Here is a 25,891-nt window from a genome sequence, read left to right as displayed (position 1 = left end):
GCCCACGACGTGGAAAACCATGATGGCGCGCGAGACGGACCAGGGCCGCACTTCGCCCGACAAGGTCGGGACGATCTGCCGCGCGTTACGCCGCGCGATCATCGAGCAGGCGCTGGAGCCGGGCGCGAAGCTGCCCGAGGATGCACTGGGCGAGAGTTTCGGCGTCAGCCGCACCATTGCACGCCACGCGCTTGGGCAATTGGCGGCCGAAGGGCTGGTCGAGCTGCGCCGCAACCGCATCGCGGTCGTGGCGACACCGAGCTGGCAGGAGGCGCGCGATACGTTCGACATCCGGATCGAGCTCGAGCGCCTCGTCGTGCGGCAACTGGCCGGCCGCTTGAGCAAGGCCCAGATCGCCGCGCTGAGGGCCCATGTCGATGCCGAGGATGCAGCGCGCGGCGGCCCCGACGCGGTCTCGATCCGGCTCGCGACCGAGTTCCACATCCTGCTCGCCACGATGACGGAAAGCCCGATCCTGATCCGCTATGTCAGCGAGATCGCCTATCGCTGCTGCCTGATCCTGTCCTTGTTCAGCCGGCCTCATTCGTCCGAATGCGCCATCAACGAGCACCGCCTGCTGATCGACACGCTGGCGGAAGGCGACGCCGACAAGGTGATGAGCCTGATGCATAGCCATCTCGATTCCGTCGCCGACCGCGCTTTGGTCGCGCAGGCCAAGCCGCGCGGCCGCGACATCATGGATATCCTGGCGCCCTATGCCGAAACGCCGCCGGCGAGCCCCGCCGGCAAGGCGGGTCCTGGCCGCAGCTTGCGGCGCGACGCGGCGGAATAGCGTTCAGGCCGTCGGCTGCTTCAGTCCCGCGCCGGCCATCCGCTCATCGCCTCCCCGACACGCCTGCTCTATCACATAGTGAGAGACGGATTCACCGATCAGGTCGATCCGACCTGATCGGATCCGGCTCTAGCGGTATCGGCACACAAAGTGCATGCATGTTTTTTGAACAGCCTGAACTCATTTCCTAGAGCAGGATGCGAAAAAGTGGGAACCGGTTTTTCGCATTGATCCTGCTCTCACTCTTTGATGAGAGACGGATTCAGATTTCAGACGGGATCACGAAGTGACCCCGTCTGAAATCATCCGGCTCTATGCATGCGATGCCCAGCTCCCTCGATCTCATCTTTCGTCAGGCGATTATCCCCAGCCACGATCAGCCGGTCGATATCGGCATCGCCGCCGGGCGCATCTCGGCCATCGCGCCCCGTATCGTCGCCGACGCGCCGGAGATCGTCCTGGACGGCCGCGCCGTGCTGCCGGGTTTCGTCGACAGCCATGTCCATCTCGACAAGGCCTGCCTGCTCGGCCGCTGCGGCCATAGCCATGGCGGGCTCGCAGACGCCATCGCCGCGGTCGCCGCGATGAAGCGCGATTTCACCGTCGACGATGTCTATGAGCGCGGCGCGCGCGTGATCGAAAAGGCGATCGCCAAGGGCACGACCCGGATGCGCACCCATGTCGAGGTCGATCCGCGCGCCGGCCTGCGCAGCCTCAAAGCGATCAAGGCGCTGAAGGCGGCCTATGCCTGGGGGCTGGAGCTTTCGATCTGCGTCTTCCCGCAGGAGGGGCTGACCAACGATCCCGGCACCGACGAGCTTCTCGTCGCCGCCCTGCGCGACGGGGCGGACCTGCTCGGCGGCTGCCCCTATACCGACAGCGACCCGCTTGCCCAGATCGACCGGCTCTTCGCCCTCGCCGGGCAGTTCGACGTCGACCTCGATATCCATCTCGATTTCGACCTCGACCCGAGCTGGATGCATCTCGATGAGATCTGCCGCCAGGCCGAGCGTCGTGGCTATCAAGGCCGCGTCGCGATCGGACACGTCACCAAGCTCTCGATGGTGGAGCCGGCGACCCTTGCCCAGATCGGGCAGCGGCTGGCTGAGGCGGGCGTGGCGGTGACGGTCCTGCCGGCGACCGATCTCTATCTGATGGGGCGGGAGGCTTCGCATGCGGTGCCGCGCGGCCTGGCGCCGGCGCACCGTCTCGTGGAGCAGGGCGTGGTCTGCTCGGTTGCGAGCAACAACATCCTCAACCCGTTCACGCCCTTCGGCGACGGCTCGCTGCTGCGCATGGCGAATTTCTACGCCAATGTCGCGCAAATCGGCCCGGACGGATTCCAGCGCTGCCTAGATCTCGTGACGACGCTGCCGGCGCGACTGATGAACCTCGACGATTACGGGATCGCCATCGGCAACCCCGCCGATTTGATCGTCTTGGACGCGCCGACCGGCCACGACGCACTCGCGGAGATCGCCGAGCCGATCATGGGTTTCCGAAGCGGCCGGCAAAGCTTCGCACGCCCGGCCGCGGCGCTGTTCGCCCCTGCATTACGCTCGCGGCACGCGCTTTGAGCGAATTGATGCGAAAAGCGCGGGGAACCCCTCTCCTGCATCGAAGTCGGGTTTACCCGACCTCGACACTTTGAGTGCCGAACTCGGGCAGGCCCGAGTTCAGTGAGAGGGGCAGGGGTGAGGTGTAGGCCTCTGGACCAGTGGCGTGACGACCTTGCCGTCATTGCGAGCGTAGCGAAGCAATCCAGGAGGTCTCGCTCTACGTCTCCTGGATTGCTTCGCTACGCTCGCAATGACGAGGGAGCAGCGGTTGGGACACAGACAAAGCGTCAAACGGCCTACCCCTCACCCTACCCTCTCCCTACGGGAGAGGGTTCCCCGCGCTTGTCTCGGCAAGAACACGAGGCCCCGCCCTATCGGCGACGCCGCCAGCTCGAACCGGCGGTCATTCAGGGCCAGGACAACACGGAGGTGCGCCAATGCGCGCTCGCGAATCCGTCATCGCCGATCAGCCGAGGGCGCGCACAAAACTTCGTTAAGACAGCCCCTGTAAGGGTCCCGAGCATTGGATCGGATCACAGAACCGGAATGCTGCAGGCCTCATCTCGGGCTCAGCGCGGCGCAACCGGCCGGGGCTGCCAACGCCTCATGATCTGACGATGAGGGAACGGCCGAACCGACTGCCTCGATCGTCCCGATCGAACCGAGCCTGTTCCCGTTGTCGCGCCGTCCCGCAGAACCCCGCCGCCGAAAGCTGACCATAGCCATGCTGAAGCACGCCTCCATCGTGTCGAAATCCATCGGCGTCGTCGCCGTGATGAGCGTCGTCGCCATCGTCATCGCCCTTGTCGGCTGGATGGGGCTGACGCAGCTCAAGCGCTCGATGCTCGATGTCGAGCAGACCGGCGGCGTCGCGCGTGAAGCGATGGATTTGCGCATCGACATCATCGCGATCAGCCGGATGACCTACCAGCTCGCGCGCCAGCCTGAAAAATATGCCGAGTTCGCCACCGACACCGAGCTGCGCGTGAAGGAAATGCTGGCCCGGCTGCCGATCCTGGAAGCGCTGGCCGATGCCGAGGAGAAGCGCCTGATCGGCGATGTCCGCGCCAAGCTTGGCAGCTATTTCGACCAGATCCGCGCCATGGTCGCCGCCTCCCGGAACAGCACGGCCGATCGCTCGGCGATCGAGGCCGCGCTGGCTGCCTGCCTCGGCGGTCAGAAGGCCGTCACCGAAGCGGTCAAGGCCTATACCACCTATTCCGGCAAGACGATCGAGGTGACCCGCGACACCGCCTTCGCGTCCGTCGACCGCTTCCTGCTGGTGCAGATCGTCGTCGCCGTGCTCGGCATCCTCGGCGGGCTTTTGCTCAGCCTGTTCGTCGCGCGCCGCGGCATCCTGCTGCCGCTGCGCGGGCTCAACGGCACGATGCACTCCATCGCCGAAGGCGATCTCGACAGCGCCGTCGAAGGCACCGAGCGCCGCGACGAGATCGGCCAGATGGCCGCCGCACTGCAGATTCTGCGCGACAATCTCCAGAAAATCCGCGCGCTTGAGGAACAGGAGCGCGAGGCCTCGTCGCGCCGTCTGCGCGCGGCGGAAAACATGGCCTCTGTCGTCTCGGATGTCGGCGAGGTCGTTGCCGCCGCGGCTGCGGGCGATTTCTCGGCGCGGCTGCAGATCGACCAGGCCGACGAGCAGATGCAGAAGCTCGTCGCCGGCATCAACGAGATCAATGCCGTGGTCGATTCGGCGACGAGCGAGTTCGCCCAGGCGCTCTCGGCGGTGGCGGGCGGGGATCTGACCGCCCGGATCGAGACCGCCTATCGCGGCAAGTTCGCCGAGCTCAAGGGCGCGATCAACGAGACGGTCGACCGGCTGTCCGCGACGGTGCGCACGATCCAGACAACCTCTGCGGATGTCGGGCTGGCGGCGCGCGAGATCACCATGGGCGCCGACGACCTGTCGAAGCGCACGGAAGAGCAGGCGAGCTCACTGGAGGAAACCGCGGCCACGACCGAGGAGCTCGCAGCCTCGGTGAAGGCCTCGGCCCAGGCCTCGAAGGACGCCGCCGCGATCGCAACCGAGGCGATGCAGGCGGCGCAGACGGGCGGCACCATCGCGACCGAAGCGGTCGCTGCGATGGCGCGGATCGAGAGCGCCTCGCAGAAGATCTCCGACATCATCCGGGTGATCGACGACATCGCCTTCCAGACCAATCTCCTGGCGCTGAACGCGGCGGTCGAGGCGGCGCGCGCCGGTGATGCCGGCAAGGGTTTCGCGGTCGTCGCCTCGGAAGTGCGCACACTGGCGCAGCGCTCGAGCGCTGCCGCCAAGGACATCTCCGGCCTGATCTCCTCCTCCAACATGGAGGTCGGCACCGGCGTCAAGCTGGTCCGCCAGGCCGGCGACCAGCTCGACCAGATCCTCAGCCATTCGCGCAAGGTCGCCGCCACCATCGCCGACATCTCCTCGGCCGCCGGCGAACAGGCCAATGGCATCGACGAGATGAGCCAGGCCGTCGCCCATCTCGACGAGATGACGCAGGCCAACGCCGCGCTCTCCGAACAGAGTGCAGCCTCTGCCGGTTCGCTCTCGGGCCGCATCGTCCAGCTCAACGACCTCGTCGCCGCCTTCAGGACCGGGCCTGAGAGTGCAACCGCCTCTTCGGCCAATTACGCCCCGGCGCCAGTCAGGGCTACAGCGTCCGAGCCAGAGCGCCTGCGCAAGCTCGCCGCGGCTGCCTTCGGCCAGAGCAGGGCATCGGCGCCGACAGCCCGGGCTCAGGCGGCCGCGCCAGCGCCGCGCGCCCCGGCCAGGAAGGCCGCGAACAGCCGCGCCGGCGATGCCGGATGGGAAGAGTTCTGAGACCCCACCTGTTTGGAAAGGTGAGCCCTCATCCTGAGGAGTGGGCGAAGCCCGCGTCTCGAAGGATGCTCCAGATGGTTCGGGAGCCTCCTGGAGCATCCTTCGAGACGCCATTCCCAAGGGAATGCCTCCTCAGGATGAGGGCTCCGGGGTCCAAATAGACTCTTAGCAAATCCGGGCCAGCCGCTCAGCCGCCGACCGCAGGCCTGATGATGTCGTCGATCTCGTCCGCATCGATACGCCGCCGTTCAACCAGCCTTTCGGCAATGGCCTTCTGGGCCGCGAGCATAGCGGGCTGATACAGGATTGCGGCCGCCGCCCTGGCGCAGCGCGCCCGCAAAGCGAGCTCATCGGCAGGCCGCAGAAAGGCGATATAGGGCCGCATCTGTTCCAGGTCGTCTTCATGGGACTGGATCGCGCCCGGATACCATTTGAGCCCGTCCCCCTCGTTCCAATAGATCATCTCACCGCAATGACCGGCGGACAGGATCGTGATCTCGACCTCGGCGCGCCGGATGTCCGCCAGTCGCTCAATCTGGAAGCCTTTCCGATAAGGCTCGAAACAGGTCTCGCCAGTGAAGCCATAGGGCGGGCGAAGCCAAGCATGGGTGACATATCGCTCGTGATGCCAGCCGACGATGATGTGGCCGGCCTCATGAAACGCGCAAGCCGCGCGCCGAACCTCGGCAGGGATGGCGCTGAGCGCGTGATCTCGTCCCACCCTCATCTCCTGCGCCTCTCGTGCTGGCCTACTGAGGCCAATCGCCGCGAAAAGCCAGCCACAGCCGCAGCGCGCCCGGCACGCTTCGAAGGTTTGACCTTAGCCTGCCGGGCTTTGCTTCCTCGCAAAATCCCTCGTTGCCGAGCGCCCGGCTATCCCTTCCACGGATTGCGCCCGTAGCTCAGCTGGATAGAGCGTTGCCCTCCGAAGCTGGGTTTTCTCCGAGGCGCTGCCAAAATAGCCCGACATTTACAGCGGCTTGCGCTTCGAATTCGCGCGTGAGATCCGATCTCAACGCGATTCGGCACGACAGCGCCACATGCAACTGATCATCGGCTCGAATGTCCGAGAAATTTCAGCGCAGCCCATCATCGCTGGATGATATCCTTGCTTTCGAATCGACGAAGTCGGCACGGAGAGTCTCAACCTTGAATAGCATTCCAAGCGGACGCTTCGTCGTGCTCGACTTCGAGACGACCGGACTCAGCCCGTCGATGGGCGCGCGGGTGATTGAGGTGTCAGCTCGCGAAGTGGTGGATGGTCGAGCAGGCCATGAATTCCTGACCTTCGTCGACCCAGGCGTTCGCGTGCCTACCGAGATCACCCTGATCACCGGCATAACCACTGCGATGCTGCACGGCGCACCGGCCTCGGCCATCGCCATGTGTCGGCTGGCGTCTTTCATCGGCTCATCGCCGATCGTTTGCCATAACGCGGGCTTCGATCGGAAATTTTATGAGCACGAGGCCAGAAACGTCCTCGAAGGGCGGCCCGTTCGCACTCTTTGCACTCTGCTGTTGGCTCGGCGCATGTTCCCCGGCCGGAAAAGTTATCGATTGGGCGGTCTCATCGAAGAGATGGGCATTTCGTCCCCGGGCCGGCTCCATCGAGCGAGCGCAGATACGTTCGTGACCGCGCGCCTATTCGATCGCATCTGCGCGGATGCACGCTCTTATTGTCGCGCCGAGCATTTCGATCACGATGTGCTGCACCAGCTCCAGCGTGTCCGGGTTGCGGGGGCACGTGATTGGCTGGCAGCGTTGGGTAACCCTGACGCTAAATCGCACAGCAAATTTGGCTCAACCGGTACTGTCGCGCAAAGCATCAGCGCGGTGAACTAACCCAAATGAGTTCATGCTCCTGGACCATCGTCGTCCTCGACACCCTCAGCAAGTCGCCTGGAGATCAACGTCGGGGGCCGGCGTCGGAGATTTCTGACGCCGACGCCGAGACGCAATGAGCTGTCAAACCGCCCACCACAGCCGCGGCGCACCCGACACGGTTTGAACATGTGACCGTCGCCTGAGGGGCGTTTGCCCGTTCGTAATTGCTGCGGGCGCTCGACCACCGGCAGCCAGCTCGGCCGCGCTAAAGAAGATGCGGTTGCCCTGCGATCTTTCACAATTGGATCGGCCATCTTCAAGAGGCCGTCTGGGAACGGTCCCTATTGCTGGACGTTGTCTTCTCATTGCCATGTGCCCCTCAAGCCCGAGGGATGTCGCCGCGCAAAGAGGACGCCACCATGAAGACCCTCCAGGACGCTTTTCAGCACACACTTCAGGACATTTACTGGGCCGAGAACGCCCTTCTCAAGGCTCTGCCCAAAGTCGCGAAAGCAGTCGGCAGCGCCGAGCTGAAACAGGCCTTCGATGATCACCTGAAAGAAACAAAAGGCCATGTGTCGACACTCGAATCCGTGTTCAAATCGTTGGGCCTCAAGGCCAGCGGCGAGAAATGTGATGCGATGGCCGGCCTATTGAAGGAGGCGGACGGTCTTATCGACGAGGCAGAAGGCCACGCACGCGACGTCTGTCTGATCGGCGCCGCCCAAGCCGTCGAGCATTACGAGATTGCCCGCTATGGAACTCTGCGCGAATGGGCGAAAGTCCTGGGGCACACCGAAGCGCACGAGCTGCTGACGTCGATCCTCGACGAGGAAAAGGCGGCAAATGCCAAACTGACGACGCTGGCGGTGATGACGGTCAACGGGTCCGGGTCAACCAGCAAGACAAAGTGACGAACTGACGCTCTCCATCAATGCAGGACAGCTCGCTGTGGCGGCATACCGCCGCCACAGCCGCGGCGCGCCCGACGCGGTTCGAACATCGGACCGGTGCCCGAGAGGCCCTTGCTTCGTCGCAAAATCCCTCGTTGCCGAGCGCACGGCAATCAGCTATCCACCTTCCACGGATTGCGCCCGTAGCTCAGCTGGATAGAGCGCTGCCCTCCGAAGGCAGAGGTCACACGTTCGAATCGTGTCGGGCGCGCCATTTCCTTAAGCCGCTGTCATAACCCGGCTTTCATTCTCTTCATCCAGACATTGTTGTGTGCCAGCCAGCATGCGCTATCACCAATGGCGCGCTCAACGAGCGGCCTGATTGGCCCGCCTCATCCCGTCCCCGCACCGACGCATCCGTCCATGACCGCGGCGATTTCGGCGGCGGACAAGGCCGCCAGTTCGGCAATGAACACGATCCTCGAGCGAGGCAGCCCCGATGCCGGCACCCCGGCCGGAACCAGGGTCGCCCGGCCGCCGGCGAGCTGAAACAGGAACTGCCGGCCCGGCTGCTCGACCGTCTCGAACAGCCCCTTGGCGCGGGCGAGCTTCGGGGCAAGCCGGGCGATCGCCTGTTGCAGGAGCGGCAACGAGACCGGTCGGTCGGAGGTCCAGCTCAGGCTCTCGAACCGCTCGAAGCTCGGGCGGCGGCTGCCGGGAGCGCGCGGTACGGGCGGCCGGTCCGGGCCGTCAGGGAAAACCAGCTCCAGCGGTACCTGGCCGTGCGGGGCTTCGATCTGGAGCACGCCCGGACGGATCGCCGCGACGGCATCGCGAACCCGCTGCCGCTGCGCCGCATCGACGAGATCGACCTTGCTCAGCGCCACCACATTGGCGGCGCGAAGCTGTCCGCGCAGCAGGGGATCGTCCAGCCCTGCCGGAGACATCGTCGCATCCACCACGCACAGCACCGTCTCCAGCGGCGCCTCCTGGAACGTCACGGGATCCAGGAGATTGCGGACGATATCCTCGGGCTCGGCGACGCCGCTCGTCTCGATCAGGATGGCGTCCGGCCTGGGCTCGCGCCGCAGGATCGTCGCCAGAGTGCGCAGCAGGTCGCCCTCCAGCGAGCAGCAGATGCAGCCATTGGCGAGGCTGACGACCCCGTCGCTGGCTCCGGCGATGAGTTCGGCGTCGATATTGATGGCGCCGAAATCATTGACCACGGCGGCGATGCGCCGCCCCCCGGCATGGGCCAGGACATGGTTCACCACCGTCGTCTTGCCGGCCCCCAGAAAGCCGGCCACGAGCAGGATCGGGACGGGCATGCCGGCTCAGGCGCCCGAGGCGACGGGCCGGCGCACGGGCTGGCCGGGGCGCGCCGCCACCTCCATGACGCCGTCACTGATCACGGCCTGCCCATTGACCAGAAGATGCTTCACGCCCTCGGCCGGTCGGTTCATCGCCGAGAATTCGGCCCGGTCGGTCAGCGTCTCGAAGTCGAACACGACGATATCGGCATCAGCGCCCGGGCGCAGCCGCCCCTTGTCGCGCATGGCGGGCGTGCTCGCCGCCAGGATCTCCGCCGGGATCAGCGTGCATTTGGCGATGCCGTCTAGCAGCGAGACCGCCTGGCGCTCCCGCACCCAATGGCGCAGGAAGCGGGTGAAGGTGCCAGCCGAGCGCGGATGCGAGGTCGCGTCCTCAGGCAGTGGCCAGGCATCGCCGGTATAAATCGAGGCATCCGGCAGGCTCCAGGGCATGGCGTCGGAGGCGATCGCGCCGCCGGGATAGAGCACGGAGAGATCGAGCATGCGGCGGTGCTGTTCGTTGTTCTCGGTGTCGAGGATGTGCCAGAGCACCAGCGTGGAGGGCTCCTCGGCTTGCGCCGCCAGGAGTTCCTGCCGATCGCGGAAGCGGCGCCCATCGGCGACGCGCTGCACGGAATCATAGCCGGTGCCGTTGCGCGTCTCGAATTCGGGATCGCTGAAGAAGGCGGCCGCCAGCACGGTGGATCCAGTGCCGTAGGGATAGGCTTCGACCGTGATCGGCAGGCCCTGTGCCTGCGCCTTCATCACCAGCTCGGCGCAGCGCTCCACATCGGTTTTGCTGGAGCTGTTGAAATGGCAGATATGCATATGCGCGCCGGTGGCGCCGGCATAGCCGATCAGGCGGATATAGGCCTCGACGGCGCTTTTCGGGTCGATGCGCGACATATAGGCGATATGCGTGAAGGTGGGGACGCCCTGCGCCGCCGCGAGCTGGCAGACCGCCGTCAATTCCTGCACGCCGGCGCCCGGCGCATAGGCATTCAGGATGCCGATGCCGATACCGCCCTCGTCCAGGCCCTGCGCGATGCGCGCGATGATCCCGGCCTGCTCGCCGTCGCTGGCGATATTGTCCATCCAGCGCGGGTCGCGCATGGCGCGGCCGAACGCCTCCAGGGACGATTCCTCGTTGATGCCGACCATGGCGCCGATCCGGGCGAAGGCCCAGTTGGTGGAGGCGCCATAGTTCAGGATCCGCCCCCGCTCCGCCTGGCGCCGATACCAGGAGGCGACCGGCATCACGCCGGCTTCCAGATCCAGCGTCGTGGTGACGCCGTCAAAGGCCTGCATGCGGTCGGCGGGGATGGATTGGCCATGCGCGTGCAGGTCGATGAAGCCGGGCGCGACGACTAGCCCTGTCGCGTCGATGACCCGTTCGGCCTCGCCGAGCCCGGTTCCAACAGCGGCGATCTTGCCGTCGAGCACCACTATATCGGCCAATGCATCGATCCCGCTTTCAGGATCCACCACGCGTCCGCCCCTGATCACCAAACCGCTCATATCGCCGCTCCGCATGCCAAACCCTGTGCCTCGAGCCGGCGTCGCCCCCGGCGACGCATTCGACCGGCCATGGGCGAACAGGACCGGCAGTAGAGGCAGATTCTCCGCCGACCGCAATCGGCTGGCCACCTATCTGATCACGTTCTCGGTCTCGGGTCTGGATCAGGCGCGCGTCGGTGATCGGGCGATGCGCCTGCCTCCTCGGTCCCTCCCCCTCGATCCCTGCAGCCTCAATCCTGCCACTCGAAGCGCAGCGGCGCCTCGCGGAAGGCGAAGCGGTCGAGATGGCTTGCGACGACGCCTTTCAGCGCCGCGAGCTGCTCGGGCACGCTCGCCTCGATGCGGCATTCGAGATTGTCGTCATGGGCCTGCAGGTCGAGCGTGGCGTCGCCGGGCCAATCCGCGCCGCGTATGTCGCGCGGAAAGGTCACCCGCCCCATTTGAGGCGTGAACGTGACCTCGAGATTATGGCTCCAATGCTTGCAAAGCTGCTGGAGATAGCGGCTGCCATTTTCGGTCGGAACGCGCGCGCTGCTGGAAACGGTCATGGTATCTCCTGAGTGGGAGCGGGCGCGATGGGCAGCCCGCCCGGCCTGTTCTCTTCAAAGCCGTTCGATCCGCTGCGCAGCCTCGTCGAGGATCGCGGCGATGTCGTGAACGATGGCCTGGTCGGAATCGCTGCCGCCGAGACGGCCACGTAGCGCAAGTTTGAGGTTCTCCATGGCGCGGCGAACCGGCCCGCCATCGGTGCGCTCACGCATGGTGGCGATCGCGGCGAGGCGAGCCATTTGGGATTCGACCTTGTCCGCATTGACGGCAAGATCGGCCTTGCCCGTCTCGGTGACGGCAAAGGCCTTGCGCGCGCCTTCCGAGGCGACTTCGCCGATATGTCCGAGGTCCTGCAGCATCGACAGCGCGGGATAGATGACGCCGGGGCTGGGGACATAGCTGCCGCCCGAGGCTTCCTCGATCGCACGGATCAGGTCGTAGCCATGGCGCGGCTGATCGGCGATCAGCTTGAGCAGGACAAGACGCAGATCGCCGGAATCGAAGACGCGCCTGCGGCCGCCGCCCCGTTCTCCACGCTCCCGGCCCCATTCATGGCCGAAATGATGGGAATCGCGCGAGCGGTGCTGTGCAAATTCGCGCGAATGCGGATGCCCGCGATGGTTTCGATGTGAGTGACGAGTGAAATCCATCTTGATGCTCTCCATTCTAAGATGCGTCTACGATATATCGCAGAATATCTGAATTACAAGAGACCCGTTTTATCGCGAACGCCGGACAGCTTGTTCCAGGGCTGGCGAGCGGGCGAATCCGGCTTGCGGCACGCGCACCGAGGCCGGGAGAAACCCGAGCGACGGCGGCTTCCCGCGCGGCAAGGCGGAATGCTATGGGGTGCGGCGTTCGGTCGATTTCGGCGCAGGCTTTCAGCCCGCTCCGAGCGCATGCATTCGCAGCCGACTGACGATTTCCCGATAGCAAGCCCAGCGAAAGGCGAGGCCACGCGTCATGGATGACGATGCCGCAAGGTCTTCGCGCGAGCGCCAGCCGCTGGTCTTGATCCCCGGCCTCCTCAACGACGCCGATCTCTGGCGCGATCAGATCGCCGCGCTCGGCGATGTCGCCGCGTGCCAGGTGGCGGATATCTCCCAGGGCGAGACGCTGGAGGCGCTGGCCGAAAGCGTGCTGGCGGCGACTCCCGCACGCTTCTCGCTGGCCGGGTTTTCGATGGGTGGCTATGTCGCCCAGGAGATCATGCGCCGCGCGCCCGACCGGATCGCGCGACTTGCGCTGCTCGACACCTCGCTGCGCGCCGACACGCCCGAACGTCTCGAGGCGCGACGCGCGCTCGACAAGACCGCGGTCCTGCCGGGCAAGTTCCACGGTTTCGGCGACCGGCTGCTGGGAGCCTATCTCGCTCCCTCGCACCTGAAGGACGAGGTCATCATCGGCCGCATCCGGGCCATGACCGCAAGGCTCGGTTCCGAGACTTTCCTGCGGCAGAACGGGATCGAGCGAAAGGACGGCGTCGCCGTGCTGCGCGCGCTGTCATGCCCGCTGCTGATCCTGTGCGGCGAGACGACAGCTTGACGCCGGTCGCGGATCATCGCGCCATGGCGGCGCTGGCTCCGCATGCGACGCTCATCATCGTGCCCGATAGCGGCCATATGACGCCGCTGGAAAACCCGAAGGCGGTGACGCAGGCCTTGCGGAGCTGGTTGGAGATACCGGCCGCCTAAAGCTGAAGACAGGGCTTCAGATGGGATCACTTGGTGATCCCATCTGACATCATCCGGCTCTAGCGGCAACTCACTCCGGCTGGATGCCGGCGGCCTTGACGATATCGGCCCATTTCCTGATCTCGGTTCCGACGAATGCCCGGAGCTCCTGGGATGTGCTGGTCTCCGGCTCGATACCGGCGGCGAGCAGCTTTTCCTGCGTGCCCTTGTCGTTGATCGCGGCCACGAGCGCCTGGCGCAGCTTGTCGATGACCGGCTGCGGCGTCTTCGCGGGAACGAAGGCCGCGAACCAGGCGGCGAGGTCGTATCCGGCGACGCCCGACTCCGCCATCGTCGGCAGTTCGGGCGCCAGGGCGCTGCGTTTCGCGGTCGAAACGCCGAGGCCATTCACCTTGCCGGCCTTGATCTGGGGCAGCGTCGTCGAGATGTCGGCGAAGACGATGTTGATCTGGCCGCCGAGAAGATCGGTGATCGCCTGCGGATTGCTGCGATAGGGCACATAGGTGAGGTCGATGCCACCCAGCGTCTTGAGCATCTCGCCGGCGATCCGCGAGGAGCTCGACCCCGCCCCGAAAGTGAGCTTGCCGGGGTTGGCCTTGGCATGGGCAATCAGCTCCTGCACGGTCTTGGCGGGCACCGATGGATTTGTCGCCAGCGCGAGCGTGATGGTGCCGAGCTTGGTCACGGGCTCGAAGCTCTTCTCCGCGTCATAAGGCACGCTCTTCAGCAGGCTCTGGTTGGCGCCATGCGTCGTGTTCGTCGTGATCAGCACGGTGTGACCGTCCGGCGCGGCGCGCGCCACGTTCTGGGCCGCGAGGATGCCGCTGGCGCCAGCCATGTTCTCGATGACGATCGTGCGGCCCAGCGTCCGCGATGCGTGGTCGCCGAGGATGCGCGCCAGCGCGTCGGTGGCGCTGCCGGCAGCGAAAGGCACGATGAATTTGATGTTCTGCGTCGGATAGTCTTGGGCCGCAGCCGGCAGAGCTGCCAGCAAGGCGCCGCCGAACGCCAGGGCGGCAAGGCTCCAGCTCTTCGATGTCATGGTCGTTTTCTCCGAGAGCCTAGAGCAGTTGAACGATCCGCTTGGATCGTCAAACTGCTCTAGGTCTTTGTTTTGACACGTTTTCTTCACGCGAACCGGCATCCACTTCGCTCGAAAACGCTTTAGTGATCGCCGTCTTGTCGCGGCGTCGTGCGGGGAAGGCTTTCGTCGGGGATGTCGAGGTCGAGCAGAGCCGAGCTCAGGCCCTTGCCATGGGTGTCGAGGGTGAGCGAACGGGTCACGCCGCCACTGAGGGCCTGGCGCAGGACGAAGTTGAGGGCGCTGAGGCTGGGAATCTCGTATCGCACCACCTCGCCGGCCACGAGCTCGCCGAAATGCGCCTTGACGCGCTCGGCCGTGACATGGCGCAGCAGCAGGGCATAGCCGGCGGTCTCATAGGCGATCACCGAGATGCTCGAGGTGTTGCCCTTGTCGCCGGTGCGGGAATGAGCGATCTCGCGCAGCTTCATCTCAGCTCTCCACATATTGGATGGCTGTCGTGACGCGCTCGCGCGGGATCAGGGTCGAGAGAATGCCGACCACCTCGCGGGCGGATTTCGTGACGCCGCCCCCGCCCGCGGGCCCGTTGGTGTAGAGCGTCTCGACCTCGTTGCCGATGCGCAGGGCCTCATTGATGCTGTCGGTGCGTCCCGCGACGCGAACGCGCACCTCATAGGGTTCATGGCCACCGCCATGGTTCGAGAGCCTCTCGCCATGCAGGGCATTCGCGCCGATCAGGTCGAAACGCAATTCGCTCGTGCGCACGCCGGTCAGCGCCAGGCGCTCGCGGACGATCTCCAGCGCCAGAGCACCCCGCGCCCGCGCGCCGGGACCCGCATAGGAGATCTGGCCTTCGCCGACGAAGCCTTCGGTCGTCCCGAGCGACACTTTCAGCGTCCCGGTCCGGGGATGGCCGGAGGCGCCCCGGACGCGAACACGATCGAAGCCGACTTCCTCGACCGTGACGTTCGAGAAGTCGGCCACGACATCGGGGGTGAGATAGCGCGCCGGATCGTGGATTTCGTAGAGGATCTGCTCCTTGCAGGTGGCGGGCGTGACCTGCCCGCCGGAGCCCGCGACCTTGGTGACGACGACGGAGCCATCCTCCCCGACCTCGGCGATGGGGAAGCCGAGCCGGGCGAGATCGGGCACGGATTTGTAGCCGGGATCGGCGAAGTACCCGCCCGTGACCTGGCCCGCGCATTCCAGGAGATGCCCGATCAGCGTGGCCTGGCCGAGCCGATGCCAATCATCCCTAGCCCAACCAAACGCATGCACGAGCGGTCCGACGAACAAGGACGGGTCGGCTGCGCGGCCGGTGATGACGATATCGGCGCCATTCGCCAGCGCTTCAGTGATGGCTTGCGCCCCGGTATAGGCATTCGCCGAAATCAGGCTGCCGCCGAGATCGGCAACGGAGGCGCCGGTCTCGTCGATGCGATAATCGCCTGCTGCCACGGACGATAGGACATCGTCGCCCGTCACGGCCGCGATCTTCAGCCCGGTCAGGCCCAGTTCGCCGGCGATCGCCCTGATGCGCTCCGCACCGGCGACGGGGTTGGCCGCGCCCATATTGGTGACGATGCGCGTGCCGGACTGCCGGCACGGCCGCAGCACCGCCCGAAACCGCTCCACCAACAACGGGTCATAACCGGCTTTCGGATCCTTGAGCTTCGCCTGCTGGGCCAGCGCGATGGTGCGCTCCGCCAGGCACTCGAAGACCAGATAATCGAGACCGCCTTTTTCGGCGAGTTCGATCGCCGGCTCGATCCTGTCGCCGGAATAGCCCGCGCCTGCGCCGATCCGAACCTGCTTCACCACCGCCTCCGAAAACCGGCTGTATAGGAGCACCAGCGGATTGATCACACAATTGAAATGAATCTATCAGAGTGATAGTCATTCATTATGAATATCGACGTTCGCCAGTTGCGCGCTTTCGTCGCCGTGGCGCAATTCGGCAGCTTCACCCGGGCGGCCGGTTGCCTGAACCTGTCGCAGCCGGCGCTGACGGTTCAGATCCAGAAGCTCGAGGACGGGCTCGGCATCCGCCTGTTCGACCGCAACACCCGCAGCGTGTCGCTGACCCGGATCGGCCGGGAGCTGGCGCCTCAGCTCGGGCGTATCCTCAGCGATCTCGACGCGGTCGTCGGGGATACGCGCCAGCTCGCGCAAGGCCAGCAAGGGGTGGTGCGGCTGGCTGTGCTGCCATCCTATGCCTCAGGCATCCTGCCGGAGATCATCGCGGCCTTCCGCCGGACGAACCCGCAAGTCAGCTTCGTCATCCGTGACGTGATCGCAAGCCGTGTCGCCGAGCTGACCCGGCAGGAGCAGGTCGACCTCGGCATCATGGGCGGGGCGCTGAATGACCCCGACCTCGAAGTGCTGCACCGAACGCAGGATCACATGCATGTGGTTTTTCCCGATGGTCACAAATTAGGCAATCTCGATTCCGTCACCATCGACGACATCGCACCTCTCCCGCTGGTCCTGATGGACCCTGCGACCAGCGTCAGGGCGATCGTCGATGCCGCCTTCCTGACTGCGGGCCATCAGCCGATCGTCGGTGCGGAAGCGACCTATATGTCGACCGCGGTCGGGATGGTGCGCGCGGGCCTCGGGGTCGCGATCCTGCCGGGTTCGGCGATGGAGGTGCGCGCCGAGCAGACCTTGCGCTCCCGCCCCCTGAACGCCGCGAATTTCGCGCGTCAGATCGCGCTCATCAAGCGCAGCGGCCGGACCTTGCCCCCAGTGAGCGAGAGTTTTGCGCTGATGTTGACGAAGGAATTGCCGGCCGCGCAAGGCGCGGACACGACCTGAAGCAAGCCGGGCTAGGCCGACAGCCCGAACGCGGTTGCGGCCTCGTATCGACTCTTCAATGAGCGCTCGCCCGGCCTTCCCCCGTTCCAGTCACCGGTCGATCCCAACCCGCGCGCCACGGCACCGGAACGCGGCCCGATGACGCAACGGCAGACCGAGACCTACAGCGGTTGAGCACAATTTATTCGCAGATGCATGGAACAAAACAGCCGGTGCACATTTTTATTCATTGCGAGCGCCGCGCTTGAGCGCATCCTATCAAGCGATAGCAGATGCTGATTCGCAGTTGACGTGCGCCGTGTTTCGACCAGGGGCGTAGCTGATTCTCGTATGCCTGCGTCGAGCCACGGCATAACCATATGCAGAGGGCTCATGTACAACGACTCTTTGTTCAACGCCTTCGCTCGCTCCTATGAGGCGCGCCGCGAGACGGATATGCCGATCTCCGACTACTTGGAGGCCTGCAGAGGCGATCCGATGCTATACGCTAATGCAGCCGAACGGCTGCTGGCGGCCATCGGCGAGCCTCAGATGATCGACACGGCCAAGGATCCTCGCCTTGGCCGTATTTTTTTGAACCGAACCATCCGGACCTATCCGGCCTTTGCCGGCTTCTACGGCATGGAAGAGACGATCGAGCGTATCGTCTCCTTCTTCCGTCACGCCGCCCAGGGTCTCGAGGAGCGCAAGCAGATCCTCTACCTGCTCGGCCCGGTCGGCGGCGGCAAGTCGTCCCTCGCCGAACGGCTCAAATCATTGATGGAGGCCCACCCCATCTATGTGCTGAAGGCCGGCGACGAGATCAGCCCCGTCTTCGAGAGCCCGCTGAACCTCTTCGACCCCGGAACGATGGGCCCCATCCTCGAGCAGCGCTACGGCATTCCGCAGCGGTGGCTGACGGGCCTGATGAGCCCCTGGTGCCTCAAGCGGCTCGAGACGTTCGGCGGCGACATTTCCCGCTTCCAGGTCGTCAAGCTGCAGCCTTCGCGCCTGCGCCAGATCGCCATCGCCAAGACCGAGCCCGGAGACGAGAACAACCAGGACATCTCCTCGCTCGTCGGCAAGGTCGACATCCGCAAGCTCGAAAACTTCTCCCAGAACGACCCCGACGCCTACAGCTATTCGGGCGGCCTCAACCGCGCCAACCAGGGCGTCCTCGAATTCGTCGAGATGTTCAAGGCGCCGATCAAGATGCTGCATCCGCTGCTGACGGCGACGCAGGAGGGCAACTACAACGGCACCGAGAACATCGGCGCCATCCCCTTCTCCGGCGTCATCCTCGCGCACTCCAACGAGGCGGAGTGGCAGAGCTTCAAGAGCAACAAGAACAACGAGGCCTTCATCGACCGGATCTGCGTCATCAAGGTGCCCTACTGCCTGAGGGCGACCGAAGAGCAGAGGATCTATGACAAGCTGATCGAGGGCTCGGCGCTCAGCAGTGCCCCTTGCGCGCCCGGGACATTATCGATGCTGGCGCGGTTCTCGGTTCTCTCGCGGCTGCGCAACCACGAGAACTCGACCTTGTTCGCCAAGATGCGTGCCTATGATGGCGACAGCCTCCGGGAGACCGATCCAAAAGCCCGCAGCGTCCAGGAATATCGTGACGCCGCCGGCATGGACGAAGGCATGGACGGCATCTCGACGCGCTTTGCCTTCAAGGTCCTGGCGGCAACCTTCAACCACGACACGATCGAGCTCGGCGCCGACCCGGTGCATCTGATGTATGTGCTGGAACAGGCCATCCGCCGCGAGCAGCTCCCTGATGAGACCGAGAAGCGCTATCTCGAATTCATCAAGGCCGACCTTGCCCCGCGCTATGCGGAGTTCATCGGTCACGAAGTCCAGAAGGCCTATCTCGAATCCTATGCGGATTATGGGCAGAACCTGTTCGACCGCTACGTCGACTATGCCGACGCCTGGATCGAGGATGTCGACTTCAAGGATGCCGACACCGGCCAGTTGCTCGACCGCGAACTGCTCAATCAGGAGCTGACCAAGATCGAGAAACCGGCGGGAATCGCCAATCCGAAGGATTTCCGCAACGAGATCGTCAAGTTCTGCCTGCGCTCGCGGGCGAGCAATGGCGGCAAGAACCCGTCCTGGACCGGCTATGAGAAGATCCGCGAAGTCATCGAGAAGCGGATGTTCTCGCAGGTCGAGGACCTCTTGCCGGTGATTTCCTTCGGCTCGAAGAAGGACGGCGAGAGCGAGAAGAAGCATGGCGAGTTCGTCTCGCGCATGGTGGAGCGTGGTTATACCGAACGCCAGGTCCGGCGTTTGATCGAATGGTACATGCGCGTGAAGCAGGCTGGCTGAGCCAGGCGCGGGAGCCATCATGAACATTGTCGACCGACGCCTGAACCCACGCGGCAAGGCTCTCGAGAATCGTCAGCGTTTTCTGCGCCGGGCCAAGGGCGTCGTACAACAAGCGGTGAAGCAGTCCCTGCAGAGCCGCAATATCCGGGACGTGCTGGAGGGCGGGGAAGTCAGCATTCCGATGGACGGGATGGAGGAGCCGAGCCTTCGCCGGGGGAGCGGGGGCACGCATGACCACGTGCTGCCCGGCAACAAGACCTTTATTGAAGGCGATGTGCTGCCGCGCTCGGGAGGAAGCGGCGGCGGCAAGCCCGACAAGGCCGGCGAGGGAGCAGGCGAGGATGCCTTCCGCTTCGTCCTGACCCGAGAGGAGTTTCTCAACGTCTTCCTCGACGATCTCGAGCTTCCCGATCTCGCCAAGCGGCGGCTCACCGAGACCGAGCATGAAAGCCCCGTCCGCGCCGGCTACTCGGTCTCAGGGTCGCCGGCCAACATCGCGGTCAACCGCACGACGCGGCTTGCGATGATGCGCCGGATGGCGCTGCGCCGCCCGAACTCCGAGACGATCGCGCGGCTTCAGGCGGAAATCGCCGCCTGCGAGGAGGATGGCTTACGCCTGGTGCTCGAAGACAAGGTCAAGGCGCTCGAAGCCAAGGTGCGGCGCATTCCCTATATCGACCCCGTCGATGTGCGCTACCGCCGCTATGAGAACGAGCCGAAGCCAGTCGCGCAGGCCGTGATGTTTTGCCTGATGGATGTGTCCAGCTCGATGACAGAGCACATGAAGGACCTCGCCAAGCGGTTCTACATGCTGCTCTATATTTTCCTGGCGCAGCGCTACCGCCATGTCGAACTCGTCTTCATCCGTCACACGGACCGGGCCGAGGAGGTGGATGAGGACACCTTCTTCCACAGCCCAGCAACGGGCGGGACGCTGGTTTCGAGCGCGCTCGAGGCGATGCGCTCGGTCATCGCGAAGCGCTATTCTCCCGAGGACTGGAACATCTACGCCGCCCAGGCCTCGGACGGGGATAATTCCTATTCGGACGAGGCCACGACAGAGCGCCTGCTCAAGGACGCGATCCTGCCCGCCAGCCAGTATTTCGCCTATCTCGAAGTCGGCGAATCCGACCGCGAATCGATGTCCCACTCCGCCCTGTGGCGGCTCTATGAGCGGTTGCGCTCGGAGGGCGCCCCGCTCTCGATCCGCAAGGTCAGCCATCGCAGCGAGATCTTCCCCGTCTTCCGCGAGCTGTTCCAGCGCCGCCAGGGACATGAGAAGGCGCCATCATGACAACAGCCGCGATGGAACCGCTTTTCGAGGGAGCCGATTGGAGCTTCACCACGCTCCAGCGGATCCATGACGCCTGCCAGGAGATCGCGCTCTCCGAACTCGGCCTGGATGTCTATCCAAACCAGATCGAGGTCATCACGGCCGAGCAGATGCTCGACGCCTACTCCTCCACCGGCATGCCGCTGTTCTACAAACATTGGTCCTTCGGCAAGCATTTCGCCCATCACGAGGCGTTCTACCGCAAGGGCCTGCGGGATCTGGCCTATGAGATCGTCATCAACAGCTCTCCTTGCGTGTCCTACCTCATGGAGGAGAACACGGCGACGATGCAGACGCTGGTCATCGCGCATGCCGCCTTTGGCCATAACCACTTCTTCAAGAACAACTATCTGTTCAAGACCTGGACCGACGCGGAAGGCATCCTCGACTATCTCGACTTCGCCAAGGGCTATATCGCGCGCTGTGAGGAGCGCCACGGCCAGGCGGCCGTCGAGCGGACGCTGGACGCGGCGCACGCGCTGATGTCCCACGGCGTCCACCGCTATCCCGGCAAGAGCAAGCTCGACCTGCGCCAGGAGGAAAGGCGCGAGCGCGATCGCCGCGCGCATGAGGAGCAGATCTTCAACGACCTCTGGCGCACCGTGCCGGCCGGCCCCAGCAAGAGCGCCCTGGATCTCGGCGCCGAGCGGCGGCGCACCGTCCTTGGGCTACCGCAGGACAATCTGCTGTATTTCCTGGAGAAATCCGCCCCCCGCCTGAAGGCCTGGCAGCGCGAGATCCTGCGGATCGTGCGCCATGTCGCGCAGTATTTTCATCCGCAGCGGCAGACCAAGGTGATGAACGAGGGTACCGCGACCTATGTCCATTACCGCATCATGACGCGGCTGCACGAGAAGCAGGCGATCAGCGACGGGAACTTCCTCGAATTTCTGACCTCGCACTCCAATGTCGTGTTTCAGCCAGCCTTTGACCATCCGCGGTTTCCCGGCTTCAATCCCTATGCGCTCGGCTTCGCGATGATGCAGGACCTGGAACGCATCGTTACCGCTCCCGAGGCGGAAGACCGCGAGTGGTTTCCCGATATCGCCGGCAGCGGCGACGCGATGGCCGTCCTGCGCGACATCTGGGCCAATTACCGCGACGAGAGTTTCATCAGCCAGTTCCTCAGCCCGCGCCTGATGCGGCAGATGCGCATGTTCCACATCTGCGACGACCCGGCGCGAAGCGAGGGCGTGACGGTCGAGGCGATCCATGACGAAGCCGGCTATCGCCGGATCCGCCGCCAGCTCGCCCGCGAATACGACATCAGCTGGACCGATCCCAATATCGAGGTCGTCGATGTCGACCTCGCCGGCGACCGGCGGCTGCTGCTGCGCCATACCGTCGTGAACGGATGCCTGCTTCAGGACACCGCCGCGACGCATGTGCTCCAGCACATTGCCGATCTCTGGAGCTATGATGTCCGGCTCCAGGAGGTCGATCCCGCAGGCACGGTCCTGAAGGAACATCTGGCCAGCCCGCGCGCGATGACTCGCGCGGCCTGAGCGGCGCGGCCCGGGACAAGACTACGAGCCTTACGAGCTCATCTGCAGGCGATGGACGTCGAGCCCGAAAATGCCGGGACTAAACATCTAGAGCCTGTTGGGGCCTTTAGAGGCAGGTCCATCCGCCATCTGCCATGATCGATGAGCCCGTAATCATTGCGGCCCCGGAACTGGCGACGAAAACCATCACGCTTGCGATTTCTTCGGGCTCTGCCAGCCGAGCCAGCGGCATGCGGGAAACCTGCGCCGAGAATTCCTTTGACGTTGCCGACACCCGCTCCGTCATCTCGGTTCGCGTGAAGGTCGGCGACACACAGACACAACGGATTCCGTGCGGCGCAAGATCGAGGGCCATGCACTTGTTCAGCCCCTCGAGCGCGTGCTTGCTTGCCGTGTAGCTGGCCCTCCCGGCGGCGCCGACATGCCCGAGCTGCGACGATGTCTGAATGATCACGCCCTTGATGCCGGCAGAAACCATAGAACGCGCGACAGTTCGGGCCACGAGAAAAGCACCCCGCACATTGACCGCCATGATCCTGTCGAAGGTTTCCGAGGCAATCTCGAGAATGTTGCCGGGAGCATGGATGCCGGCATTGTTCACCAGAACGTCGAACCGCCGCGCGGCAATGGCCGCGACGACGTCCTCCTCGTCGCAGACATCGAAGCAGAGCGCTTCTGCCGTCACACCATCGACGGCGAGAACACCAAGAGCATGATCCAGTCCCGCCTTGGAACGCGCGGCCACTGTCACCGCGGCGCCGAGCGCACCGAACGCCTTGGCCACTGCCAGGCCGATACCGGACGTGCCGCCCGTAACGAGGATGCGCTTGCCGTCGAACCGCTCGGACATCTCTCTTCCCTTGTCAGAAGCTGTTGCCTTGTCAGAAGCTGTTGCCTTGTCAGACGCTGTTGCGGATCATGTCCGCGGCCTTCTCGGCGATCATGATCGTCGGCGCATTGGTGTTGCCGTTGATGAGGCGCGGCATGACCGATGCGTCGACAACACGCAGCGCCTCAATCCCTCGAACGCGAAGCGCGAGATCGACGACGGAGCCCGAGTCTGCCCCCATTCGGCAGGTGCCGGCGGCATGCATGTTCGAGAAGGCGCGCCCGCGGAGATCGGAGACGAGATCCTGGTCGCCTTCGATATGTGGTCCCGGCGCCACCTCCTCGATCCGCCAAGGTGCCCAGCAGGGTTGGGCGGCCAGACGCCGGATCCAGCGCATGCCCGAGACCAATGCCGCGATATCGTCCTCGTGCTGCAGGAAGCCGAAGCTGATGCTGGGGGCGTCATGCGGCTCGGCGCTGCGAAGGCGCACGCTTCCGCGTGCTTTCGGCGTCATGTGGACGGGACTCATGGTGAAGCCGGAAAAAGCATCGGGCGCAACACCATCCCGCCCCCGCTTAGCTGCACTGCCGGGATTGATGTAGAGGTTGAGATCCGGGCGCGTCAGGTCCGGCCTGCTCCGGACGAAGGCGGCCGTTGCCAGACCGTTGGCGGCGAGCGGTCCGCCGCCGGTCGTCAGATAGCGTGCGAGGGCGATTCCCTGCCGTATCGGGCTTCGGGCAAAGTCGTTCAGGGTCCGCCCCTGGCCGCAGCGGTAGATCAACGATGTCTGGAAATGGTCCTGGAGGTTTCGCCCGACGTCTGGACAATCGCAGACGACCGGCAGGTTGTGGGATCTGATCTCGCCCGCCGGGCCGATGCCGGACAGCAGCAGGAGCTGAGGCGAGTTGAAGGCGCCGCCCGCAAGGATCACCTCGCGCAGCGCATTTGCCCGGCGCAGTTCAGCCCCGAGACGATATTCGATGCCGCGCGCGCGCCGATCCTCGACCACGACACGCGTGACGAGGGCTCTGGTGCGAATCTTCAGGTTGTGCCGATGGCGCGCCGGCGCGAGGTAGCTTGCCGCCGCGCTCATCCGCCGCCCGCGGCGGATCGTCGACTGATAGAGCCCGTAGCCTTCCTGGCTCGGGCCATTGAAGTCCGCGTTGGCTGATAGTCCTGACTGCCGGCAGGCCTCGAGGAAGGTCTTGGCGATGGGCCAGACATAGGCCGGCTCCGTGACCGGGAGAGGCCCGCCAACACCATGCGTATCGTCGGCGCCGCGAACCTGGTCCTCCGCCTTGCGGAAATACGGCAGCACGGATTGCCAATCCCATCCGACGCAGCCCTGTTCCGCCCACGCGTCGTAATCTTCCCGCTGACCGCGGATATAGACCATGCCGTTGATCGAGCTCGTGCCGCCGAGCACCTTGCCGCGCGGCTGGAAGAGCGTGCGGCCTTGAAGTCCGGGCTCCGGCTCGCTCTCATAGGCCCAGTTGATCGCAGTGTCCGCGAAGAGGCGCGGATAGCCCATGGGAATGTGGATAAGAGGATTGGTGTCGGCGCCGCCGGCCTCCACGAGCAGCACGCTGTGACGCCCGGCCTCCGAAAGGCGGGCGGCGAGCACGCAGCCCGCCGACCCGGCGCCCACGACGATGTAGTCGAAGGTTTTGATCTCCACGACTGGCCCGGCCGCTTCAGAGGCGGGAGCGGATCGATTGCAGCAGCCGGTCCATCTTCTCCGCTGTCGCGGCGACTTCCTGCCTGACCGGCCGGTCGTTGAGGATGATCCGCTGCAGCATGTCCTCGATGAGACCGCTGGTCAGCACCGGCGCCGCAAACGGATTCAGGCCGAAATCCATGCCGGCCATGACGCCGCGCTCGACGCTGTCGAGCGTTGACTTCACCACATTCGGATAGGCGGCGATCACCGGATTGTCGGTGAAACGCTTCATGTCCGCCTTGCGATAGGCCGGGAACATGAAGAGCGGGATCGTCGTGAGGAAGGGCATATAGCTCTCCTCGGCGAAGAGATAAGCGAGGAATTTCTGCGCGTCCTCGCTGTTCCTGCCCTTGGGCAGCACCGCGGCGATCAGGTTCGTCTGATAGCCCGGGGTCACCTTGCTCGGCATCAGCGTCGCGTCGAGGTTCCTGGCGACGTCCGGCGCGTCCTGAGCCGCGACACCGATGATCGCGGCGCTATCGTTGCACATGGACTGCTTGCCGCTGTTCACCAGGCTGAACGTGTCGGCGAGGCGAAGATTGGCGATGCCGGGGCCGCTCGTCTTGCGACCGATCTCGGCGAGCCATTCGGCCGCCTGGCGAACGGGTTCGCTGTCGAACAGGACCTGACCCTTGGCATCGTAGAAGTGGCCGCCAGCCGACTGGGTCATGCACCACAGGAACTCGGCGCCCGCATAGTCGTCCTTCGCGAGCTTCAGAATGTTCCCGTAATACTCTGGCGGCTTCGTCATCGCGAGCGCGGCCTTGAGATTATCCTCCCAGGTCACCGGGACGGGTAGGCCGGCGGCTGCGAGGCGGTCCTTCCGGTAGACGTTGATGAAGCTGTGTACGTAGTGCGGCAGGCTGACATAGGCGTCGTTGAATTTGCACGACTTCTCAATCAGGCCGGGAATGAAGGCCTCGGGTCCGCCAAGCGCCTTCAGCACCGGCTCCGTTGAGTGGAGCGCGCCAGCGATCGACATCGGGATGGCATTGCGTCCGAGCGTGATGGCGACGTCGGGCAGGGCGTTGGCGGCGCGCGCTGCCGGCCAGCGCTGCCCGAAGGCGGCCCATGACATGACCTCGATCTCGACCTTGATGCCGGGATTGGCCGCCTGGAAGCGGTCCGCGACGCCGCGCATGAAGTCGGAGCGAATCTTCTGTGTGTAGCTGTGCCAGAAGACGACCTTGCGCTCGCCCTGCGCGCGAACCGCCGGAGCGGCGAACAGGGTGGCCGCGGCCGCACCTCCCTTGAGCAAGGCCCGTCGCGAAACCTGAAGACGCATGTCCTGTCCCTCCCTGATCGGATGCTGATCGGCATCTCTCAATTTTTGAACTCAGTTCCGAAAATAACATTAAAGCC

22 protein-coding genes and 1 tRNA gene are annotated in these 25,891 nt (G+C 64.7%); 12 read left to right on the top strand and 11 right to left on the bottom strand.

From position 1 onward, the window contains the following. The first annotated feature begins 19 nt into the window (after positions 1–19). From BHK69_RS06310 to BHK69_RS06300, 3 genes are all read left to right on the top strand, one after another. Positions 20–793: a GntR family transcriptional regulator gene (locus BHK69_RS06310; RefSeq protein ID WP_069689358.1), complete on the top strand. Its 774-nt coding sequence runs from the start codon at positions 20–22 to the stop codon at positions 791–793. A gap of 314 nt (positions 794–1,107) precedes the next feature. After that, positions 1,108–2,370 (top strand): amidohydrolase family protein, encoded by a 1,263-nt coding sequence (locus BHK69_RS06305; RefSeq protein WP_069689357.1) that lies wholly within the window; start codon positions 1,108–1,110, stop codon positions 2,368–2,370. A 706-nt stretch (positions 2,371–3,076) separates the two neighbouring features. Next, positions 3,077–5,179 carry a methyl-accepting chemotaxis protein gene (locus BHK69_RS06300; RefSeq protein WP_069689356.1) on the top strand — a complete coding sequence of 701 codons (2,103 nt, stop codon included), beginning with the start codon at positions 3,077–3,079 and terminating at the stop codon, positions 5,177–5,179. Between the two features lie 187 nt (positions 5,180–5,366). Here BHK69_RS06300 and BHK69_RS06295 read toward each other — a convergent pair whose 3' ends face one another. Beyond that, positions 5,367–5,900 (bottom strand): hypothetical protein, encoded by a 534-nt coding sequence (locus BHK69_RS06295; protein WP_148663335.1) that lies wholly within the window; start codon positions 5,898–5,900, stop codon positions 5,367–5,369. Positions 5,901–6,328: 428 nt separating this feature from the next. On the opposite strand from BHK69_RS06295, the gene BHK69_RS06290 reads away from it, so the two are divergent. The 3 genes from BHK69_RS06290 to BHK69_RS06280 all read left to right on the top strand — a co-directional run bounded on the left by BHK69_RS06290 (position 6,329) and on the right by BHK69_RS06280 (position 8,170). Continuing rightward, positions 6,329–7,021, top strand: coding sequence for a 3'-5' exonuclease (locus BHK69_RS06290; protein ID WP_158516168.1), 693 nt, complete (start codon positions 6,329–6,331; stop codon positions 7,019–7,021). A gap of 401 nt (positions 7,022–7,422) precedes the next feature. Beyond that, entirely contained in the window at positions 7,423–7,917 is a 495-nt protein-coding gene (locus BHK69_RS06285; RefSeq protein WP_069693423.1) for a YciE/YciF ferroxidase family protein, read from the top strand. A 176-nt stretch (positions 7,918–8,093) separates the two neighbouring features. Continuing rightward, a tRNA-Arg gene (locus BHK69_RS06280) sits at positions 8,094–8,170 on the top strand. Positions 8,171–8,288: 118 nt separating this feature from the next. On the opposite strand, the gene BHK69_RS06275 is transcribed toward BHK69_RS06280, so the two are convergent. The 4 genes from BHK69_RS06275 to BHK69_RS06260 form a co-directional block, all read right to left on the bottom strand. Next, positions 8,289–9,224 carry a CobW family GTP-binding protein gene (locus tag BHK69_RS06275; RefSeq protein ID WP_069689353.1) on the bottom strand — a complete coding sequence of 312 codons (936 nt, stop codon included), beginning with the start codon at positions 9,222–9,224 and terminating at the stop codon, positions 8,289–8,291. Positions 9,225–9,230: 6 nt separating this feature from the next. Then, positions 9,231–10,724 (bottom strand): amidohydrolase family protein, encoded by a 1,494-nt coding sequence (locus BHK69_RS06270; protein ID WP_069689352.1) that lies wholly within the window; start codon positions 10,722–10,724, stop codon positions 9,231–9,233. Positions 10,725–10,954: 230 nt separating this feature from the next. Beyond that, positions 10,955–11,272: a DUF2218 domain-containing protein gene (locus tag BHK69_RS06265; RefSeq protein WP_069689351.1), complete on the bottom strand. Its 318-nt coding sequence runs from the start codon at positions 11,270–11,272 to the stop codon at positions 10,955–10,957. A gap of 54 nt (positions 11,273–11,326) precedes the next feature. Continuing rightward, positions 11,327–11,923: a PadR family transcriptional regulator gene (locus BHK69_RS06260; RefSeq protein ID WP_083269806.1), complete on the bottom strand. Its 597-nt coding sequence runs from the start codon at positions 11,921–11,923 to the stop codon at positions 11,327–11,329. A gap of 313 nt (positions 11,924–12,236) precedes the next feature. On the opposite strand from BHK69_RS06260, the gene BHK69_RS06255 reads away from it, so the two are divergent. Together BHK69_RS06255 and BHK69_RS33060 are read left to right on the top strand one after the other, a co-directional pair. After that, positions 12,237–12,818: an alpha/beta fold hydrolase gene (locus BHK69_RS06255; RefSeq protein ID WP_244548418.1), complete on the top strand. Its 582-nt coding sequence runs from the start codon at positions 12,237–12,239 to the stop codon at positions 12,816–12,818. Beyond that, a complete protein-coding gene (locus tag BHK69_RS33060; protein ID WP_244548417.1) occupies positions 12,815–12,967 on the top strand; it encodes an alpha/beta fold hydrolase in 153 nt (50 codons plus the stop codon). Before BHK69_RS06255 ends, BHK69_RS33060 begins: the two co-directional genes overlap by 4 nt. Positions 12,968–13,037: 70 nt before the next feature. On the opposite strand, the gene BHK69_RS06250 is transcribed toward BHK69_RS33060, so the two are convergent. The 3 genes from BHK69_RS06250 to BHK69_RS06240 form a co-directional block, all read right to left on the bottom strand. After that, positions 13,038–14,009 (bottom strand): Bug family tripartite tricarboxylate transporter substrate binding protein, encoded by a 972-nt coding sequence (locus tag BHK69_RS06250; protein ID WP_069689350.1) that lies wholly within the window; start codon positions 14,007–14,009, stop codon positions 13,038–13,040. Positions 14,010–14,131: 122 nt separating this feature from the next. Then, positions 14,132–14,479 carry an AtuA-related protein gene (locus BHK69_RS06245; protein ID WP_069689349.1) on the bottom strand — a complete coding sequence of 116 codons (348 nt, stop codon included), beginning with the start codon at positions 14,477–14,479 and terminating at the stop codon, positions 14,132–14,134. Between the two features lies 1 nt (position 14,480). Then, the gene (locus BHK69_RS06240) at positions 14,481–15,827 is read right to left on the bottom strand and encodes an acyclic terpene utilization AtuA family protein (RefSeq protein ID WP_069693422.1); all 1,347 of its coding nucleotides are present in this window, start codon (positions 15,825–15,827) and stop codon (positions 14,481–14,483) included. 87 nt (positions 15,828–15,914) lie between these two features. On the opposite strand from BHK69_RS06240, the gene BHK69_RS06235 reads away from it, so the two are divergent. From BHK69_RS06235 to BHK69_RS06220, 4 genes are all read left to right on the top strand, one after another. Continuing rightward, the gene (locus BHK69_RS06235) at positions 15,915–16,826 is read left to right on the top strand and encodes a LysR family transcriptional regulator (protein ID WP_069689348.1); all 912 of its coding nucleotides are present in this window, start codon (positions 15,915–15,917) and stop codon (positions 16,824–16,826) included. Between the two features lie 372 nt (positions 16,827–17,198). Beyond that, positions 17,199–19,142: a PrkA family serine protein kinase gene (locus BHK69_RS06230; RefSeq protein WP_069689347.1), complete on the top strand. Its 1,944-nt coding sequence runs from the start codon at positions 17,199–17,201 to the stop codon at positions 19,140–19,142. Between the two features lie 19 nt (positions 19,143–19,161). After that, positions 19,162–20,436, top strand: coding sequence for a YeaH/YhbH family protein (locus BHK69_RS06225; protein ID WP_069689346.1), 1,275 nt, complete (start codon positions 19,162–19,164; stop codon positions 20,434–20,436). Continuing rightward, on the top strand, positions 20,433–21,980 hold the full coding sequence (locus tag BHK69_RS06220; protein WP_069689345.1) for a SpoVR family protein: 1,548 nt from the start codon (positions 20,433–20,435) through the stop codon (positions 21,978–21,980). Before BHK69_RS06225 ends, BHK69_RS06220 begins: the two co-directional genes overlap by 4 nt. 106 nt (positions 21,981–22,086) lie before the next feature. On the opposite strand, the gene BHK69_RS06215 is transcribed toward BHK69_RS06220, so the two are convergent. The 3 genes from BHK69_RS06215 to BHK69_RS06205 are packed head-to-tail and all read right to left on the bottom strand — an operon-like array spanning position 22,087 to position 25,814. Beyond that, positions 22,087–22,830, bottom strand: a complete 744-nt coding sequence (locus BHK69_RS06215; RefSeq protein WP_069689344.1) for an SDR family NAD(P)-dependent oxidoreductase — start codon at positions 22,828–22,830, stop codon at positions 22,087–22,089. A gap of 49 nt (positions 22,831–22,879) precedes the next feature. Next, positions 22,880–24,487: a GMC family oxidoreductase gene (locus BHK69_RS06210; protein WP_199579042.1), complete on the bottom strand. Its 1,608-nt coding sequence runs from the start codon at positions 24,485–24,487 to the stop codon at positions 22,880–22,882. A gap of 16 nt (positions 24,488–24,503) precedes the next feature. Next, positions 24,504–25,814 carry an ABC transporter substrate-binding protein gene (locus tag BHK69_RS06205; protein WP_083269159.1) on the bottom strand — a complete coding sequence of 437 codons (1,311 nt, stop codon included), beginning with the start codon at positions 25,812–25,814 and terminating at the stop codon, positions 24,504–24,506. Positions 25,815–25,891: the final 77 nt, after the last annotated feature.

Origin of the sequence: Bosea vaviloviae, from assembly GCF_001741865.1 — a bacterium.
GTDB classification, from domain to species: Bacteria; Pseudomonadota; Alphaproteobacteria; order Rhizobiales; family Beijerinckiaceae; genus Allobosea; species Allobosea vaviloviae.
This window is presented reverse-complemented; position numbering and strand designations above follow the sequence as displayed.

What these genes read in the sequence shown, in the direction of transcription:
- BHK69_RS06260 (WP_083269806.1), bottom strand. Translation starts at nt 11,923, where the DNA reads ATGGATTTCACTCGTCACTCACATCGAAACCATCGCGGGCATCCGCAT.
- BHK69_RS06270 (WP_069689352.1), bottom strand. Translation starts at nt 10,724, where the DNA reads ATGAGCGGTTTGGTGATCAGGGGCGGACGCGTGGTGGATCCTGAAAGC.
- BHK69_RS06255 (WP_244548418.1), top strand. Translation starts at nt 12,237, where the DNA reads ATGGATGACGATGCCGCAAGGTCTTCGCGCGAGCGCCAGCCGCTGGTC.
- BHK69_RS06245 (WP_069689349.1), bottom strand. Translation starts at nt 14,479, where the DNA reads ATGAAGCTGCGCGAGATCGCTCATTCCCGCACCGGCGACAAGGGCAAC.
- BHK69_RS06225 (WP_069689346.1), top strand. Translation starts at nt 19,162, where the DNA reads ATGAACATTGTCGACCGACGCCTGAACCCACGCGGCAAGGCTCTCGAG.
- BHK69_RS06205 (WP_083269159.1), bottom strand. Translation starts at nt 25,814, where the DNA reads ATGCGTCTTCAGGTTTCGCGACGGGCCTTGCTCAAGGGAGGTGCGGCC.
- BHK69_RS06265 (WP_069689351.1), bottom strand. Translation starts at nt 11,272, where the DNA reads ATGACCGTTTCCAGCAGCGCGCGCGTTCCGACCGAAAATGGCAGCCGC.
- BHK69_RS06215 (WP_069689344.1), bottom strand. Translation starts at nt 22,830, where the DNA reads ATGTCCGAGCGGTTCGACGGCAAGCGCATCCTCGTTACGGGCGGCACG.
- BHK69_RS06250 (WP_069689350.1), bottom strand. Translation starts at nt 14,009, where the DNA reads ATGACATCGAAGAGCTGGAGCCTTGCCGCCCTGGCGTTCGGCGGCGCC.
- BHK69_RS06235 (WP_069689348.1), top strand. Translation starts at nt 15,915, where the DNA reads ATGAATATCGACGTTCGCCAGTTGCGCGCTTTCGTCGCCGTGGCGCAA.
- BHK69_RS06305 (WP_069689357.1), top strand. Translation starts at nt 1,108, where the DNA reads ATGCATGCGATGCCCAGCTCCCTCGATCTCATCTTTCGTCAGGCGATT.
- BHK69_RS06230 (WP_069689347.1), top strand. Translation starts at nt 17,199, where the DNA reads ATGTACAACGACTCTTTGTTCAACGCCTTCGCTCGCTCCTATGAGGCG.
- BHK69_RS06310 (WP_069689358.1), top strand. Translation starts at nt 20, where the DNA reads ATGATGGCGCGCGAGACGGACCAGGGCCGCACTTCGCCCGACAAGGTC.
- BHK69_RS06220 (WP_069689345.1), top strand. Translation starts at nt 20,433, where the DNA reads ATGACAACAGCCGCGATGGAACCGCTTTTCGAGGGAGCCGATTGGAGC.
- BHK69_RS06300 (WP_069689356.1), top strand. Translation starts at nt 3,077, where the DNA reads ATGCTGAAGCACGCCTCCATCGTGTCGAAATCCATCGGCGTCGTCGCC.
- BHK69_RS06275 (WP_069689353.1), bottom strand. Translation starts at nt 9,224, where the DNA reads ATGCCCGTCCCGATCCTGCTCGTGGCCGGCTTTCTGGGGGCCGGCAAG.
- BHK69_RS06285 (WP_069693423.1), top strand. Translation starts at nt 7,423, where the DNA reads ATGAAGACCCTCCAGGACGCTTTTCAGCACACACTTCAGGACATTTAC.